Consider the following 15,800-nt stretch of genomic DNA (forward strand, 5'->3'; position numbering starts at 1 on the left):
CCTTCATGCATCTGTTCGGTGGCCTGAACTGGTGGGCGCCCGGACCGCTGCTGCGGTTGCGCCAGCGTTTCGTCACCGACTGCGCGGGCTCGTCGGACCCTGCGTACCCTCCGGTGACAATCGGCGGTGCAATGGCATGCTTCGGACGGCGGGGCCGGCTGTGGGGGGACTGACTACGGGCTCTCCAGCCCCAGTGCCTGCCGGGCAGCCTCGCGGATCGGGCCGCGCCACACGTCGCCGTGGCCGGGCAACAGCACGTCGGTGTCCAGCAACGCCAGTGCCTTCAGGCTGCGCAGGCAGTCCTGCTGTCGGTGGCTGAACACGGCCGGGAGCAGCTGTGGCCCGCGATGGCGAAGCAGCGGGTGGCCGGTGATCAGGGCGTCACCGCTGGCCAGGACGCCGTCGACGAGGTAGGAACAGTGGCCGCCGGTGTGCCCGTGGGTGGGAATGGCGATCGGGTGGCCGGGCAGCATGGCGGCCGTCTCGGCGGTCAACGGCCGCGCCGACGGGATGCCGTCGCGGATCAGACCCCCGCTGCGCGCCACGTGCAGTCCCCAGGCCGCCCACCGTGGCCGCCAGATACGCAGGGCCACATCGAAAACCGAAGCCTGTTCCAGATATTCGCGCTTGGCGTGGCCCACTTCGTCGGGGTGGCAGTACACCGGGGTCCGGTGTTCGTTGGCGAACCAGATCGCCGAGCCCAGGTGGTCGATGTGCGCGTGCGTCAGCAGGATGGCGCGCACGTCGCCGGCGTGGTAGCCGAGCTGGCGCAGCGAGGCCAGCACGTCCGCCCGATCACCGGGGTAGCCGGCGTCGATCATCATGACTCCGGTGCCGTCGGCGACCAGCGTCCAGTTGACGGCCTCGCCTCGGGCGAGGTGCACGGTGTCGGTGACCTGAACAAGAGTCGGCACCCGTCCCATGCCCGAGAGTGTAAATCTGATATGTGGCGGCCCGCTGCGCCCGGCTCGGCGCCGTCGCGCACCCCACGAGGAGTACAAAGAACGGGTGGCTGAACTGAAACTCGGATACAAGGCGTCCGCTGAACAATTCGCACCGCGCGAGCTGGTCGAGCTGGCCGTCGCCGCCGAAGACCACGGCATGGACAGCGCCAGCGTCAGTGACCACTTCCAGCCCTGGCGGCACGAGGGCGGGCACGCCCCGTTCTCGCTGGCCTGGATGACCGCGGTGGGCGAACGCACCAGGCGGATCACGCTGGGCACCTCGGTGCTCACCCCGACCTTCCGCTACAACCCGGCCGTCATCGCGCAGGCGTTCGCCACCATGGCCTGCCTGTACCCGGGCCGCGTCTTCCTCGGCGTGGGCACCGGGGAGGCACTCAACGAGATCGCCACCGGGTACTGCGGCGAGTGGCCGGAGTTCAAGGAGCGCTTCGCCCGGCTGCGCGAATCGGTCCGGCTGATGCGCGAGCTGTGGCGAGGCGACCGCGTCGACTTCGACGGCGAGTACTACCGGCTCAAGGGCGCCTCCATCTATGACGTGCCCGAGGGCGGGGTGCCGATCTACGTCGCCGCGGGCGGCCCGGCGGTCGCCAAATACGCCGGACGTGCCGGCGACGGCTTCATCTGCACCTCCGGCAAGGGTGAGGAGCTGTACCAGGACAAGCTGATGCCCGCGGTGGCCGACGGCGCGGCGGCCGCCGGGCGCGACGTCGACGACATCGACAAGATGATCGAGATCAAGATCTCCTACGACCCCGATCCGGAGCTGGCGCTGGAGAACACCCGGTTCTGGGCGCCGCTGTCGCTGACCGCCGAGCAGAAGCACAGCATCGACGACCCGATCGAGATGGAGAAGGCCGCCGACGCGCTGCCCATCGAGCAGGTCGCCAAACGCTGGATCGTCGCGTCGGACCCCGACGAGGCCGTCGAGAAGGTCAAGGACTACGTCGGCTGGGGCCTGAACCACCTGGTGTTCCACGCACCCGGCCACGACCAGCGGCGTTTCCTGGAGCTTTTCGAGAAGGACCTGGCGCCCCGGCTGCGCCGGCTGGCCTGAAAGGCGCCCAGGTGGCTTCTGCCCATCCCGGCGCCGCCGGGACTTCGGCGATCTATGTCGCGGCGCCCGAGCCGGAGACCGGCAAGTCGACGATCGCGCTCGGACTGCTGCACCGGCTGAGCGCCAACGTCGCCAAAGTCGGCGTGTTCCGGCCGATCACGCGTCTGAACGAGGACCGCGACTACATCCTGGAACTGCTGCTGGGGCACGCTACCGCCGGCCTGCCCTACGAGCGGTGCGTCGGGGTGACCTATCCGCAGTGGCACGCCGACAGCGACGCCGCTGTCGCGGACATCGTCGACGCATACCACGCGATGGCCGACTCCTGCGACGTCGTCGTCATCGTCGGCAGCGACTACACCGACGTGGCCCGCCCCGCAGAGCTCTCGGTCAACGCGCGCATCGCGGTCAACCTCGGCGCCCCGGTGCTGCTGACGGTCAGCGGCAAGGGCCGCACCCCCGATGAGGTCGCCCGCGTTGTCGAGGTCTCGCTGGCTGAACTCTCCGCTCAGTGCGCCCACGCCGCCGCAGTGGTGGCCAACCGGTGTGAGCCGACGGAACTCGCCGCGGTGGCCGAGGCGCTGCAGGCCTTCGCCCAGCGCAGCTACGTGTTGCCCGAAGAGCCCCTGCTGTCGGCGCCGACGGTGGCCGAACTCGAGCGCGCCGTGGCCGGGACCCCGGTCAGCGGCGAGGAGTCGCTGCGCGAGCGGGAGGTCACCGCTGTGATGGTCGCCGGGATGACCGCCGACCACGTGCTGGAACGCCTGCGCGACGGCATGGCGGTCATCACCCCCGGCGACCGTTCGGACGTGGTGCTCGCGGTCGCCAGCGCGCATGCCGCCCAAGGGTTTCCGTCGTTGTCATGCCTGGTGCTCAATGGCGGATTCCCGCTGCATCCCGCCATTGCGGCCCTGGTCGCGGGGCTCCGGCTGCGGCTCCCGATCATCGCTACGGCGCTGGGCACCTACGACGCCGCCAGCGCGGCGGCCTCGGCCCGGGGCCGGGTCACCGCAACCGCCCAACGCAAGATCGACACCGCGCTGCAGTTGATGGATCGCTACGTCGATATTCCGGATCTTCTTGCTCAGCTTGCTATTCCGATCCCCACGGTGACCACACCCCAGATGTTCATTCACCGGCTGACGCTGCAGGCGCGTTCGGATCGCAGGCACATCGTGCTGCCTGAGGGCGATGACGACCGCATCCTTTCCTCGGCCGGGCGGCTGCTGCAGCGCGGTGTCGCCGACCTGACCCTGTTGGGCGACGAGGCCCAGATCCGGCACCGCTGCGCCGAACTCGGTGTAGACCTGGGCGAGACGCGGGTCATCGATCCGCGCACCAGCGGCATGCGTCAACGATTCGCCGAGCAGTACGCCGAGCTGCGCAAGACCAAGGGAATCACCGTGGAGCAGGCGCGCGAGAGTATGCTTGATGCAACATATTTCGGCACCATGCTGGTGTTCAACGGCATGGTCGACGGAATGGTGTCCGGCGCCGCGCACACCACGGCACACACCGTTCGCCCGGCGCTGGAGGTCATCAAGACCGTTCCGGACGTCTCGGTGGTGTCCAGCGTCTTCTTCATGTGCCTGCCCGACCGGGTGCTCGCCTACGGCGACTGTGCGATCGTCCCCGATCCGACGGCCGAGCAACTCGCCGACATCGCGATCAGTTCGGCGCGCACCGCCGCCCGGTTCGGTATCGAGCCGCGGGTGGCGATGCTGTCGTACTCCACAGGCGACTCCGGCGCCGGTGTCGATGTCGAGAAGGTCAGGGCAGCAACGCAGTTAGTGCGCCACCGCGAACCCGGTCTGCCGGTCGAGGGCCCCATTCAGTACGACGCCGCGGTGGAGCCCTCGGTGGCCGCCACGAAGCTGTGCGACTCACCGGTGGCCGGCCGTGCGACGGTGCTGATCTTTCCCGACCTCAACACCGGCAACAACACCTACAAGGCGGTGCAGCGCAGCGCGGGCGCGATTGCGATCGGCCCGGTGCTGCAAGGGTTGCGCAAACCGGTCAACGATCTGTCCCGCGGCGCGCTGATCGAAGACATCGTGAACACCGTCGCCATCACCGCGATCCAGGCGCAGGGTGTCCATGACCGTTAACCACCTGGTGCTGGTGATCAATTCCGGCTCGTCGTCACTGAAGTACCGGCTGCTCGAACCCGATTCGGGTGTTGCCCGCGTATCGGGCCAGGTGGAGCGGATCGGGGAGCCGTTCTCGGGTATTCCCGACCACGACGCGGCCCTGCGCCGGGTGTTCGAGACGCTGGCCTCCAACGGCATCGACCTGCACGGGTGCGGGCTGTCGGCCGTGGGGCACCGGGTCGTGCACGGCGGCGTGACGTTCTACCGGCCCACGGTCCTCGACGACGCCGTGATCGCGAGGCTGGAGGAGCTCTCGCCCCTTGCGCCGCTGCACAACCCACCAGCGATCCGGGGAATCGAGGTGGCCCGCCGGCTGCTGCCCGACGTGCCGCACGTCGCGGTGTTCGACACGGCGTTTTTCCACGAACTGCCCGCGGCCGCGGCCACCTACGCGATCGACCGCGAGCTGGCCCGGACATGGGCGATCCGCCGCTACGGGTTCCACGGCACATCGCATCACTTCGTCAGCAGGCGCGCCGCGGATTTCCTGAGTCGACCGGTTGGCGAGCTGAATCAGATTGTGCTGCATCTGGGTAACGGCGCGTCGGCGTCGGCGATCGCGCGGGGACATCCCGTGGACACCTCGATGGGGCTGACCCCACTGGAGGGCCTGGTGATGGGTACGCGCAGCGGCGACCTCGACCCCGGTGTCTTCGGCTACCTGTCGCGCGCCGCGCACATGAGCGTCGAGGAGATCGAGTCGATGCTCAACCACCGGTCCGGGATGCTGGGCCTGGCCGGTGAGCGCGACTTCCGCCGGCTTGCGCAGATGATCGAATCCGGCGACGGCGCAGCCCGATTGGCCTACGACGTGTTCATCCACCGGTTGCGCAAGTACGTTGGCGCCTACTTGGCGGTGCTGGGGCACACCGACGCGGTCACCTTCACCGCCGGTATCGGCGAGAACGACGCCGCGGTGCGCCGCGACGTGCTGGCCGGTATGCGCGAACTGGGCCTGGTGATCGACGACGCGCGCAACTTCGCCGCGGGGGACGGCCCGCGCCGTGTCTCGGCCGACGACTCGCCGATTGCCGTGCTGGTGGTTCCGACGGACGAGGAGCTGGCCATCGCGCACGACTGCGTGCGGGCATTGTCGTGCTGAGCGAGCCTGTGCACAGCGGTACTCGGGCCGACCCGTGAGCGTGCGATCGTTCGCGGCATGCGGGATGCGGCAGAACCGTTCGTCGGCAGCGAGGCATTGGCGTCCGGGATGCTGAGCAGGCACCAGCTACGGACGCGCCACCGAGCGGTCTTCCCGAACGTCTACCTGCCCGACGACGGCCCACCCTCCCTCTGTCAGCGCATCGCCGCGGCATGGCTGTGGTCGAAACGGTCGGCGACCGTCGCCGGCGCGGCGGCGGCCGCGCTGCACGGCACCGAGTGGATTCCCGACGACGTCCCCGTCGAACTGGTCGGGGCCGGCAACCGTCCGCCCCGGGGCATAGTGACCCGCCGCTACGCGCTGCGCGACGGCGAGACGCAGACCATCGACGGGTTGCCGGCCACCACACCGCAGCGGACGGCCTTCGACATCGGCCGGCGCGGCGCCCTCCGTTCGGCGGTCGTCCGGCTGGACGCGCTCGCGCGCGCAACGGGTGTCAAGGCCGACGACGTGCTGCGCATCGCCGAAAGCCATCCCCGGTCACCCGGACTGCGGCAGCTGCAGATTGCGTTGGGCCTCGTCGACGCGGGTGCGCAGTCGCCGCGGGAGAGCTACCTGCGGCTGCTGCTGATCGACGCCGGCCTACCCCGGCCGCAGACCCAGATCCCGGTGCCCGACGTGGACGGCACCGTATTCGCCTATCTCGACCTCGGGTGGGAGGAGCAGCTGGTCGCCGTCGAGTACGACGGCGACCAGCATCGGACGGATCGACGCCAATACGTCAGGGACATCCGCCGGATCGAGATGCTCGAGCGGATGGGCTGGATCGTGGTCAGGGTGGTCGCCGAGGACCGCCCCGCCGGCATCGTCGGCCGCGTCCGCGCGGCGTTGGCCGCATCGAGTGTGAACTCACGACTTTCAGTGTGAACACGGGGCGGGCCGCGTCGGCGTGTCGCCGCCCAGGATTCACACTCGAGGCAAGAGGGAGGCAAGCAGCTAGGAAGAGGGAGGCAAGCAGCTAGGAAGAGGGAGGCAAGCAGCTAGAACGTGCTGATGGGTCGCACCGTGTTGGCCATGTCGACCAGTGCGTAGCGGTGCCGCTGGGTCGGCGCGATCCGGGCCAGGTTGCGCAACGCGGCCTCGACGCCCAGCCGCAGCCCGTGTTCGGTGAACGGGTAGCCGAGAATGTGGTTGGTGCTGGCCTCGTTGCCGGCCAGCCAGTCCAGCGCTCCGCCCAGCACCAAAGCGCGGATCTGAAGGACCCGCGGCTCGGTGGGCGGCAGCGCTTCCACCCGCCGGGCCGCGTCGCGGATCTGCACCTCGGTGATCTCGCCCGTCGACCGACCTGAAATCAGGGTGACCGCGCTGGTCAAGCGTGCGGTGGTGAAGTGCCGGGAGGTCGCGGGCACCTCGTCGAGAGTGCGCACCGCGCCCGCGCGGTCGCCTTTGGCCGAGAGGGCGCGGGCCCACCCGAACGCGGCCGATATCACGCCGTCGTTGGTTTTCCACACCGTCTCGTAGAACCTGTGCTCGTCGATGTTGCCGGCGAGTTCGGCGGTCGCGGCGAGGGCGATCTTCGGCGCCAGCTCGCCGGGGAAGGTGTCCAGGATCTCGTTGAAATGCTCTGTGGCAGAGTCATAGTCGCCGGTGATGAGTTCGGCGACGGCCTGGTACCAGACTAACCGCCATTGCCGACCCACCCGCTCTGCCAGGTCGTCGAGTTTGCGGGTGGCCTTGGCGACGTCGCCCAGGTCCAGCAGCGCCCGGACCTCCATCAGCGGCAGCTCCACCGACTCGGACAGCTCGACGCCGTCGGCGCTGAGCGACCCGTGGCGGGCAGCGCGTAGGGAGTCCAACGTCTGCACGGGTTGGGACAGTACGGTCGCCTGCAGTACCGGGGCGGCGACGTCGGCCGGATTGACCAGCGGCACTTGCAGTGCGGTCACGATCTCCCGGCCGGTCAGCTTCTCCGAATGCACCTGGCCGTCCAGGTACACGTCGGTGTGCGCGACCAGCAGGTCCACCCCGAACGTCGAGCGGCTCGGGCTGAAGACGGTGGACAGTCCGGGCCGCGGCACCCCGGTGTCGCGGGCGACCACCTCGCGTAACACGCCCATCAGCTGGGCAGACATCTCCTCGGTGCCGCCGAACCGCCGCCGCGGGTCCGGGTCGGTGGCGCGGCGCAGCAACCGCCGGAACGAATCGTAAGTTTCGAGCACCGGGTCGTCGTCGGGCAGACCGTCGACGTAGCGGCCGTTGCGGGTGGGCAGGTTCAACGTGAGCGCCGCCAGCGTGCGTCCCACGGTGTAGATGTCGGTGGCGATCGTCGGCCCGGTTCGCACGATCTCCGGCGCCTGGAAGCCGGGCGTACCGTAGAGATAGCCGAACGAGTTGATCCGCGACACCGCCCCCAGGTCGATCAGCTTCAACTGCTCCTCGGTGAGCATGATGTTCTCCGGCTTGAGGTCGTTGTAGACCAAGCCGATGGAATGCAGATAGCCCAGCGCGGGCAGGATTTCCAGCAGGTAGGCGATCGCCTCGGCGACAGGCAGTTTCTGGGCCTTGCCGTCTTTGGAGCCCCGCTTGAGCGACTGCCCGCCGACGTACTCCATGACGATGTAGCCGACCGGGTCGCCGCGCCGGTCGACGTGCTCGACGAAGTTGAAGATCTGCACGATCTGCGGGTGAACCACTTCGGCGAGGAACTGCCGTTCGGCCATCGCGATCGCCTGGGCCTCGGCGTCACCGGAGTGGACCAGGCCCTTGAGCACCACCGGGCGGTCGTTGACGTTGTGGTCGAAGGCCAGGTACACCCACCCCAGCCCGCCATGGGCGATGCAGCCCTTGACCTCGTACTGGCCGGCCACGATGTCGCCGGGATTCAGCTGGGGCAGAAACGAATACGGACTGCCACAGGCCGGGCACCAGCCCTCGGAGGAGCCCTTGCCCTCGGCGGTGGAGCGTCCGACCGGCTTGCCGCAGTTCCAGCAGAACCGCTTGGACTCGGGGACCACCGGATCGGTCATCAGGGCTTCGAGCGGATCGATGTCCCTGCCCCGGGGAATCTCGACGAGGCCGCCGCCGAGCCGCCGGACGGGCGGCAGGATTCGGGTGGCCGCGGTGCGTTCGTGGGCGTCGGAGCCCGGCCCGCCCTGGGAGATGTAGGGCAGGTGATCGTCGTCGTCGTCGAAGGCGGGTCGGAACAGCGCCTGAGTGGCCTGGACGCGCGCCGACCCGGTGGTGGTGAGCACGTCGGCCCGCTGGGTGCCGGGGCCGGCGTCCCCGGCACCGCAGCCCTGGCTTTCCGCGGCCCGCCCCGACGAGTTCTCGGACTTGTCGTCTGATTCGGCCATCAGTCCACGTACCTCGGCGTGGGCGGCGCGGGCGCCGGACCGAGAACCGTCAACCACTTGCGGTACAAGGTGTTCCACGTGCCGTCCCGGCGGATGCGTTCCAGCGTGCCGTTGACGAACCGGACCAGCCCGGTGTTGTCCAGGTTGATGCCGACGCCGTAGGGCTGGGTGGCCATGTTCGGTCCCGCGATGTGCAGGTAGGGGTCTTCCTCGACCAGGCCCGCCAGGATGGAGTCGTCAGTGCTGACGGCGTCGATCTGGCGTTGCTGCATCGCCACGAGGCAGTCGGCCCAGTTCACTACGGACACGATAACCGGAGGTGGGGCGATCTGCCGGATCCGGTGCAGCGACGTGGTTCCCCGTGCCACGCACACCCGCTTGCCCGACAGGTCGGACGGCTTGACGATCGGCGAGTCGCGCGGGGCCAGGATGCGCTGGGAGGCATCGAGGTAGACGGTGGAGAAGTTCACCAGCTTGCGTCGCTCGCACGTGATGGTCATCGTCTTGACGACGACGTCGACCTCCGAGCGCTGCAGCGCGGTGATGCGCTCCTCCGCCGACAGGATCCGGTACTCCACATGCGACGGGGCGCCGAAGATGTCGCGAGCGATCTCGCCCGCGATGTCGACGTCGAATCCGGTGATCTCGCCGGTGATCGGGTCGCGGAAGCTGAACAGGTTGCTGCCGATGTCCAGGCCGACGATCAGCCGGCCGCGGGCGCGGATGTCGGTCACCGCGGCGTCGGCTTCGGTCTGGTTCGGAAAGGGACGCAGGCTGGCGGTGGCGTCGCAGCCCTGCGTGGCGTTGTCACGGGGCAGCGGCGGCTCCGGGGGCAGCTGCCGCATGCCGACCGGGGTGGGTGGCGGCAGTGTCAGCATCGAGGTCGACGTCAGCGACTCCGTGTGCCCGCAGGCCGCCAGCAGCAGCGCCAGCGATGACGCCGCGAACAGGGAGCATCCCCGGCGGATGCGCCGGACCGCCCCCGCGCCGTTCATCAGCGGTACTCTTTCAGCCGCGGCCACAGGCCGAGAGCGACCGCGATGGCGGCACCCAGGCTGAGTGCCACACCGCCGAACTGCGCGCCGGACAGCCCGCTGCGGGCGTTCAGGACGTCGTTGCGCAGGCGGCTGCGGCTCTGATCCATGGCCTTGCCCAACTTGTCCTCGAGCTGATCGAAGGCAGGGGTGGCGTCGTTCTCCCCGCCGCCGAGGGCGACCTGGGTGGCGGCCCGGTAGTTGCCCACCGAGATGTAGGAGTTCATCCGGTCGTTGGCCTGCCGCCAGCGCACCAGCAGCTGGTCGGCGCCCTGCAGGTCAGGCTTGTCGACGGCATCACTGCGCGACATGTACTGCTCGAGTTGCTGGTGCATCGCGTCGATGCGGTGATAGAAGGAGTGCTTGCGGAGGTCCTCGTCACCCCGACGGATCAGCGACAGCGTCTCGTCGGCCCGGGCCTGCTGTGCGGTGATCTCGACGGTGGTCACGGTCTTGAGCGAGTCGGCGGCAGTGTCCTTGGCGCTGCGACTGGCGGTCGTGGACACGGTCAACGCAGTCCCGACCCACACCACCATGACCAGAATAGCGAGCCCGCCCACGATCAGCCCCGGATTGATCCGTCGCCTGGTGCGCCGGGCCAGCCAGCGGTGGGCGAACGCCCCGAAGGCCACCGTGGTGCCCACCACGAGGATCACCGGGGCCGGGATCTGCGTGGAGGCGGTGGTCTCGTCGTCCACCCGGTCCGAGGTCGCCTTGTAGAGCCGCGCGGCGTCCGGCAGGATCGTCGCCTGCATCAGCCCCGATGCCTCGGACAAATACGAGGATCCCACCGGGTTTCCTTCCCGGTTGTTGGTGCGCGCGATCTCGATGAGCCCGGTGTACACGGCCAATTCCGCGTTGATCCGGCCCAGCAGCTGCACCAACGGCTCGTCGGTCAGCCCACTCGACGCCTTGGTCACGGCGACGGTGGCGTCGGTGATCGCCTGTTCGTAGCGCTCCCGGACGGGACGCGGTTCGGCTTCGGCGATGAAGGCCGTGGCTGCGGCGGCGTCGGCCACCGACAGCGTGGTGGAGAGCCGTCCGGCGGCGTACGACAGCGGCTCGGTGTGGTTGAGGACCGTCGTCAGCACCTGCTGTCGGTGGTTGATGGTCGTCGACGTGGCGAAGGCGGTCAGCCCACCCAGACTCGCCAGGACGATGCCGATCGACAGGATGCGGCCGGGCGTCGTCGAGATGAACCACCAGCGCGGGTGGGCCGGTTCGGCCGGCGACCGGGACCCCTGCGGTTCGGTCGTCGGGTGGGTCAGCTCAACGGTCACGTGTGTGCAGACCTCGTCTCTCGGCCTCGGGTATCCACGGCACCAACATCTATAAGCGAAGTCTAAGAGAATGTTCCCGATGATGTGGGAGACCGATCCAAATGCCGCGCGCCTATTCTGAAACGCGTGCACGGCGACGGTGACGGGTGGGTGATCTCCGACAACGGCGCTCACTACTGGGGCCGGTACGGAGCGGCGGGTCTGCTGCTACGTGCACCGCGGCCCGACGGCACCCCGGCGGTGCTGCTGCAGCACCGGGCGGTGTGGAGTCATCAGGGCGGCACCTGGGGCTTGCCGGGCGGCGCCCGCGACAGCCACGAGAGCCCGGAGGAGACGGCCGTCCGCGAGGCATACGAAGAAGCCGGCCTGCGCACCGAGCGGCTCATCGTGAGGGCGACGGTCCTCACTTCCGAGGTTTCCGGGAGCGCCGGCACCTGCTGGAGCTACACCACCGTGGTCGCCGACGCAGGGGAACTGCTGCACACCGAGGCCAACAGGGAAAGCGTCGAGATGCGCTGGGTCCCCGAGGACGAGGTGGCCGGGCTGCCGCTGCATCCCGGCTTCGCCGCCAGCTGGCGGCGGCTGCGCGCCGAGCCGGTGCTGGTGCCGCTGGGCGCCGGTGACCCACGGCGCCACGGCCTGCCGCGCACGCTGCAGGTCGACGACGAGGTCTTCGTGTGGTGCATGCCCGGCCCCCCACTTCAGGCCGACCAGGCGCCGTCGCCGCTGAGCAGCCGGATCAGCTCGCTGCTGTGAGCGCCGACTTGAGCCGCTGCGCAGCCGCCCGCGGGTCCTCGGCCGCGGTGATCGCGCGCACCACCACGATGCGGCGGGCCCCGGCGGCCAGCACGTCGGGCAGCCGCTGCGCGTCGATGCCGCCGATCGCGAACCACGGCGTGGCGGTGCCGAGGCGGGCGGCGGTGCCGACCAGCTCCAGGCCCGGCGCCGCGCGGCCCGGCTTGGTCGGGGTCGGCCAGCAGGGCCCGACGCAGAAATAGTCGGCGGCGCCGTCGGCGGCCGCTTCCAGCTCGGAGTCGGTGTGGGTGGACAGTCCGATCAGCGTGTCCGGCCCCACGATGTCGCGCGCCGTCTGTAGCGGCAGATCGCCCTGCCCCAGGTGCAGCACGTCGGCGCCGGCCGCGCGGGCGATGTCGGCCCGGTCGTTGACCGCCAACAGCGCGCCATGCCGGCGGGCCGCGTCGGCGAGGATGTCGAGGGCGCCGAGCTCCTCGCGCGCTTCCAGCGGCCCGAACCGCTGTTCCCCGGCCGACCCCTTGTCGCGCAACTGGATGATGTCGACCCCACCGGCCAGGGCGGCGTCGGCGAACTGCGCGAGGTCGCCGTGCTCGCGGCGGGCATCGGTGCACAGGTAGAGCCGCGCTGCGGCCAGGGCGGAGATGCGTGGATGCACACCGCGACGCTAGCGCGCTAGCGTGGAACCCGGGAAACACACGACGCGGGAGCCCCGGGCAGCTGCGGGGCTGAGAGTGGGCACAGCCGCAGGTGCGGGGTCTGCCCTTACCGTCACACCTGATCCGGGTTATGCCGGCGATAGGGAGGCCGATCATGCCGTCAGACTCGCGGTCGCTGGCTGTCGTCGGTGGCGGTGTCATCGGGCTCGCGGTGGCGCGCGCGGCGGCGCGGGCCGGATGGTCGGTGCGGGTGCACCGCACCGAAGACAAGGGCGCCTCCTGGGTGGCCGGCGGGATGCTCGCCCCGCACAGCGAGGGCTGGCCCGGCGAGGACCAGCTGCTGCGGCTGGGCCTGGAGTCCCTGCGGCTGTGGCGCGAGGGCGGCTTCACCGACGGCCTGCCCGCCCAGGTGATCACCGCACACGAGTCGCTGGTGGTCGCCGTGGACCAGGCCGACGTCGCCGACCTTCGCACCGTCGCGGACTGGCTGTCCACACAGGGGCACCCGGTGGTGTGGGAGTCCGCGGCCCGTGACGTCGAACCCCTGCTGGCGCGGGGGATTCGGCACGGCTTCCGGGCGCCCACCGAGCTGGCGGTGGACAACCGGGCGGTGCTCGACGCGCTGTCGGAGGACTGCGAGCGCCTCGGGGTGCGCTGGGCGCCGCCGGTCGTCGACCTGTCCGGGGTCGACGGCGATGCGGTGGTGATCGCGAACGGTGTCGCTGCGCCGGCACTGTGGCCCGGACTGGCAGTGCGCCCGGTGAAGGGCGAGGTGCTGCGTCTGCGTTGGCGAAAGGGCTGTATGCCGTTGCCGAAGAGAGTGATTCGGGCCCGTGTGCACGGGCGGCAGGTGTATCTGGTGCCGCGTCGCGACGGGGTGGTCGTCGGGGCCACCCAGTACGAACACGGCCACGACACCGCCCCTGTCGTGTCGGGGGTGCGCGAGCTGCTCGACGACGCGTGCGCGGTGCTGCCGGCGCTGGGCGAATACGAGCTGGCCGAGTGCGCCGCGGGGCTGCGCCCGATGACACCCGACAACCTGCCGATCGTGCAACGTCTGGATGCACGGACCCTGGTTGCCACCGGCCATGGCCGCTCCGGCTTCCTGCTGGCGCCGTGGACCGCCGAGCGGATTCTCACCGAACTCGCACCGGTCGGGGCGCAGCCATGATCGTCGTGGTCAACGAGAAAGAAGTCGAGATCGGCCAGCACACGACGGTCGCCGGGCTGCTGGAGTACCTGGGGCTGCCGGACCGGGGTGTGGCGGTGGCCCTGGAGTCGTCGGTGTTGCCGCGTTCGGACTGGGCGACAGCGCTTTTCGACGGTGCGCGGATCGAGATCGTGACGGCGGTGCAGGGTGGCTAGTCCGGAAAAGCTCACGATCGCCGACCGCCGCTTCGCCTCGCGGCTCATCATGGGCACCGGCGGGGCGGCCAACCTCGCGGTGCTCGAAGAGGCTCTGGTCGCCTCGGGTACCGAGCTGACCACCGTCGCGATCCGCCGCGTCGACGCCGAGGGCCGCACGGGGTTGCTGGACCTGCTCAACCGGCTCGGGATCACGCCACTTCCCAACACCGCGGGCTGCCGCAGCGCGGCCGAGGCCGTGCTCACCGCGCAGCTGGCCCGCGAGGCGCTCGACACCAACTGGGTCAAGCTCGAGGTGATCGCCGACGAGCGGACGCTGCTGCCCGATGCGGTCGAATTGGTGCGAGCCGCCGAGCAATTGGTCGACGACGGATTCGTCGTGCTGCCTTACACCAACGACGACCCGGCATTGGCGCGGCGGCTGGAGGACACCGGGTGCGCGGCGGTGATGCCGCTGGGCTCGCCGATCGGCACCGGTCTGGGCATCGGCAACCCGCACAACATCGAGATGATCGTCGCGTCGGCCGGCGTGCCAGTGGTGCTCGACGCAGGCATCGGCACGGCCAGCGACGCCGCACTGGCGATGGAATTGGGTTGCGACGCGGTGCTGTTGGCCACGGCCGTGACCCGGGCTGCCGACCCGCCGGCCATGGCCGCCGCGATGGCCGGCGCCGTCACCGCCGGATACCTGGCGCGGCGCGCGGGGCGGATCCCCAAGCGGTTCTGGGCGCAGGCTTCCAGCCCGAGCGCTTAGGTCATGGGCATGAAACGTTATGTTGCGCTGGGTAGTTCGATGGCCGCCGGTCCCGGTATCCGGCCTCGCGCCGCGGATGCGCCACGCTGGTCAGGCCGGTCGGCGCGCAACTACCCGCATCTGGTCGCCGAGCGGTTGAACCTCGATCTCGGCCGCGAGTTCGTCGATGTCACGTTCTCCGGTGCGACCATCGCGCACGTGCTGGCCGACCGCCAGCGCGGCCGGCCGCCCCAGATCGATGCGCTGGACGGGTCGGAAACATTGGTGACCATCACGATCGGCGGCAACGATGTCGGCTACGTTCCGCTGCTCATGGCCGCCGCGCTGCCGCGACCGGCCCGGCGGCTGCCGGTGCTGGGTGGGCGCATCGCGGAGTTGCTGGACCGCGATGCCCGGGACCGCGCCCTGGGGAAGGCGTTCGATGCGTTGTGTGCGGTCGGTGCCGCCGTGCGACGACGCGCTCCGGGTGCACGCGTCTGCTTCGTCGACTACCTGACGATCCTGCCGCCCGCGGGTGCCCCGGCACCGCCGCTCGGCGATTCGGACGCGGGCCTGGGCCGCCATGTGGCCGCCGCCCTCGAACGACTCACGGCCGACGCGGCGACGGCGACCGGCTGCCGGCTCGTCGGCGCGGCCGGGGCCAGCCGGGAGCACCACGCGTGGTCGGCCGAGCCGTGGACGACCAGGCCCGGGGTACCGCGACCGGGCCGGCCGGCGCCGCTGCACCCCAATGTGGCCGGGATGCGCGCCGTTGCGGAACTCGTTGCCGCCCAAGCCTAGTCAGCCGTTGTTGCGCCACCACTCGTAGAGCGCGGGAACATCGTCGTTGGACGACCGGATGTGGCTCAACACGTTCTTGGCGTCGATGGTCCAGATGACCTCGGCGGCGTTCTGCAAGGTCCCGCACGCGACCTGCCCTGCGTTGCTGGTGGCGGTGTTGCCCTGGTGCCACTTCGTCGGTGACTTCTCGTTCCCGCAGTTGGCCAGGGCGTCGTCTTTGATGCTGGCCTTGAACATGTTGCCCAGATCGTTGCCGTTGCTGAACAGGATGTACTTCGCCTCGGCGGGCCCGTTGGGATCGGGGCTCTGCCCGCACTGCAGCGAGGCCAGCTGGCCCGGGGCGATCGGTTGGGGAGTGCAGTCTTTGAGGTCGTACCCCTTGGACAGCGTGTTGGACAGCGTGTCGATGTCCGACTGGCTTCCGGTGTCGGGGTCGGGATCGGCGGCGGCAGGGGCGGTACCCGTGCAGACCAAGCTGCCCGCGAGCACCGTGAGCGACGCGATCCGCAGCGCATAGCTGGAATGGGACAAACTGAAACTCCTGAACTTCG

15 protein-coding genes are annotated in these 15,800 nt (G+C 69.9%); 9 read left to right on the top strand and 6 right to left on the bottom strand.

Annotation, left to right across the window (positions count from 1 at the left end):
• Positions 1-173 precede the first annotated feature (173 nt).
• Positions 174-914, bottom strand: a complete 741-nt coding sequence (locus ACOJVU_RS21175) for an MBL fold metallo-hydrolase (protein ID WP_421531596.1) — start codon at positions 912-914, stop codon at positions 174-176.
• Between the two features lie 94 nt (positions 915-1,008).
• Between ACOJVU_RS21175 and fgd the strand changes: the two genes are divergently transcribed.
• Genes fgd through ACOJVU_RS21195 form a run of 4 tightly spaced genes read left to right on the top strand, consistent with a single transcriptional unit; the run spans position 1,009 to position 6,198 of the window.
• On the top strand, positions 1,009-2,019 hold the full coding sequence (gene fgd, locus ACOJVU_RS21180; RefSeq protein WP_421531584.1) for a glucose-6-phosphate dehydrogenase (coenzyme-F420): 1,011 nt from the start codon (positions 1,009-1,011) through the stop codon (positions 2,017-2,019).
• A gap of 11 nt (positions 2,020-2,030) precedes the next feature.
• A complete protein-coding gene (pta, locus tag ACOJVU_RS21185; protein WP_421531585.1) occupies positions 2,031-4,127 on the top strand; it encodes a phosphate acetyltransferase in 2,097 nt (698 codons plus the stop codon).
• The gene (locus ACOJVU_RS21190) at positions 4,117-5,271 is read left to right on the top strand and encodes an acetate kinase (protein ID WP_421531586.1); all 1,155 of its coding nucleotides are present in this window, start codon (positions 4,117-4,119) and stop codon (positions 5,269-5,271) included. The genes pta and ACOJVU_RS21190 overlap by 11 nt, the downstream gene beginning before the upstream one ends.
• A gap of 57 nt (positions 5,272-5,328) precedes the next feature.
• The gene (locus tag ACOJVU_RS21195; RefSeq protein ID WP_421531587.1) at positions 5,329-6,198 is read left to right on the top strand and encodes an endonuclease domain-containing protein; all 870 of its coding nucleotides are present in this window, start codon (positions 5,329-5,331) and stop codon (positions 6,196-6,198) included.
• A gap of 113 nt (positions 6,199-6,311) precedes the next feature.
• Here the strand turns inward: ACOJVU_RS21195 and ACOJVU_RS21200 are convergent, their stop codons facing one another.
• From ACOJVU_RS21200 to glnX, 3 genes are read right to left on the bottom strand one after another with little or no spacing between them, the layout of a single operon-like run.
• The gene (locus tag ACOJVU_RS21200; protein ID WP_421531588.1) at positions 6,312-8,624 is read right to left on the bottom strand and encodes a serine/threonine-protein kinase PknG; all 2,313 of its coding nucleotides are present in this window, start codon (positions 8,622-8,624) and stop codon (positions 6,312-6,314) included.
• Positions 8,624-9,619, bottom strand: coding sequence for a glutamate ABC transporter substrate-binding protein (locus ACOJVU_RS21205; RefSeq protein ID WP_421531589.1), 996 nt, complete (start codon positions 9,617-9,619; stop codon positions 8,624-8,626). The genes ACOJVU_RS21200 and ACOJVU_RS21205 overlap by 1 nt, the downstream gene beginning before the upstream one ends.
• Entirely contained in the window at positions 9,619-10,938 is a 1,320-nt protein-coding gene (gene glnX, locus ACOJVU_RS21210) for a protein kinase G-activating protein GlnX (protein WP_421531590.1), read from the bottom strand. The genes ACOJVU_RS21205 and glnX overlap by 1 nt, the downstream gene beginning before the upstream one ends.
• A gap of 126 nt (positions 10,939-11,064) precedes the next feature.
• On the opposite strand from glnX, the gene ACOJVU_RS21215 reads away from it, so the two are divergent.
• Positions 11,065-11,694: an NUDIX hydrolase gene (locus tag ACOJVU_RS21215; protein WP_421531591.1), complete on the top strand. Its 630-nt coding sequence runs from the start codon at positions 11,065-11,067 to the stop codon at positions 11,692-11,694.
• On the opposite strand, the gene thiE is transcribed toward ACOJVU_RS21215, so the two are convergent.
• Positions 11,678-12,337, bottom strand: a complete 660-nt coding sequence (gene thiE / locus ACOJVU_RS21220; protein ID WP_421531597.1) for a thiamine phosphate synthase — start codon at positions 12,335-12,337, stop codon at positions 11,678-11,680. The two genes, ACOJVU_RS21215 and thiE, sit on opposite strands and share 17 nt — an antisense overlap.
• Before the next feature lie 167 nt (positions 12,338-12,504).
• On the opposite strand from thiE, the gene thiO reads away from it, so the two are divergent.
• The 4 genes from thiO to ACOJVU_RS21240 are packed head-to-tail and all read left to right on the top strand — an operon-like array spanning position 12,505 to position 15,249.
• Positions 12,505-13,521 carry a glycine oxidase ThiO gene (thiO, locus tag ACOJVU_RS21225; protein WP_421531592.1) on the top strand — a complete coding sequence of 339 codons (1,017 nt, stop codon included), beginning with the start codon at positions 12,505-12,507 and terminating at the stop codon, positions 13,519-13,521.
• Positions 13,518-13,715, top strand: a complete 198-nt coding sequence (gene thiS / locus ACOJVU_RS21230; RefSeq protein WP_421531593.1) for a sulfur carrier protein ThiS — start codon at positions 13,518-13,520, stop codon at positions 13,713-13,715. Before thiO ends, thiS begins: the two co-directional genes overlap by 4 nt.
• The gene (locus ACOJVU_RS21235; protein WP_421531594.1) at positions 13,708-14,469 is read left to right on the top strand and encodes a thiazole synthase; all 762 of its coding nucleotides are present in this window, start codon (positions 13,708-13,710) and stop codon (positions 14,467-14,469) included. Before thiS ends, ACOJVU_RS21235 begins: the two co-directional genes overlap by 8 nt.
• Before the next feature lie 9 nt (positions 14,470-14,478).
• On the top strand, positions 14,479-15,249 hold the full coding sequence (locus tag ACOJVU_RS21240) for an SGNH/GDSL hydrolase family protein (RefSeq protein ID WP_421531595.1): 771 nt from the start codon (positions 14,479-14,481) through the stop codon (positions 15,247-15,249).
• Here the strand turns inward: ACOJVU_RS21240 and ACOJVU_RS21245 are convergent, their stop codons facing one another.
• Positions 15,250-15,780, bottom strand: a complete 531-nt coding sequence (locus tag ACOJVU_RS21245) for a serine/threonine protein kinase (protein WP_421531598.1) — start codon at positions 15,778-15,780, stop codon at positions 15,250-15,252. It abuts the gene before it with no gap.
• Positions 15,781-15,800 lie beyond the last annotated feature (20 nt).

This window comes from Mycobacterium sp. THU-M104, from assembly GCF_049197365.1.
Classification (GTDB): Bacteria; Actinomycetota; Actinomycetes; order Mycobacteriales; family Mycobacteriaceae; genus Mycobacterium.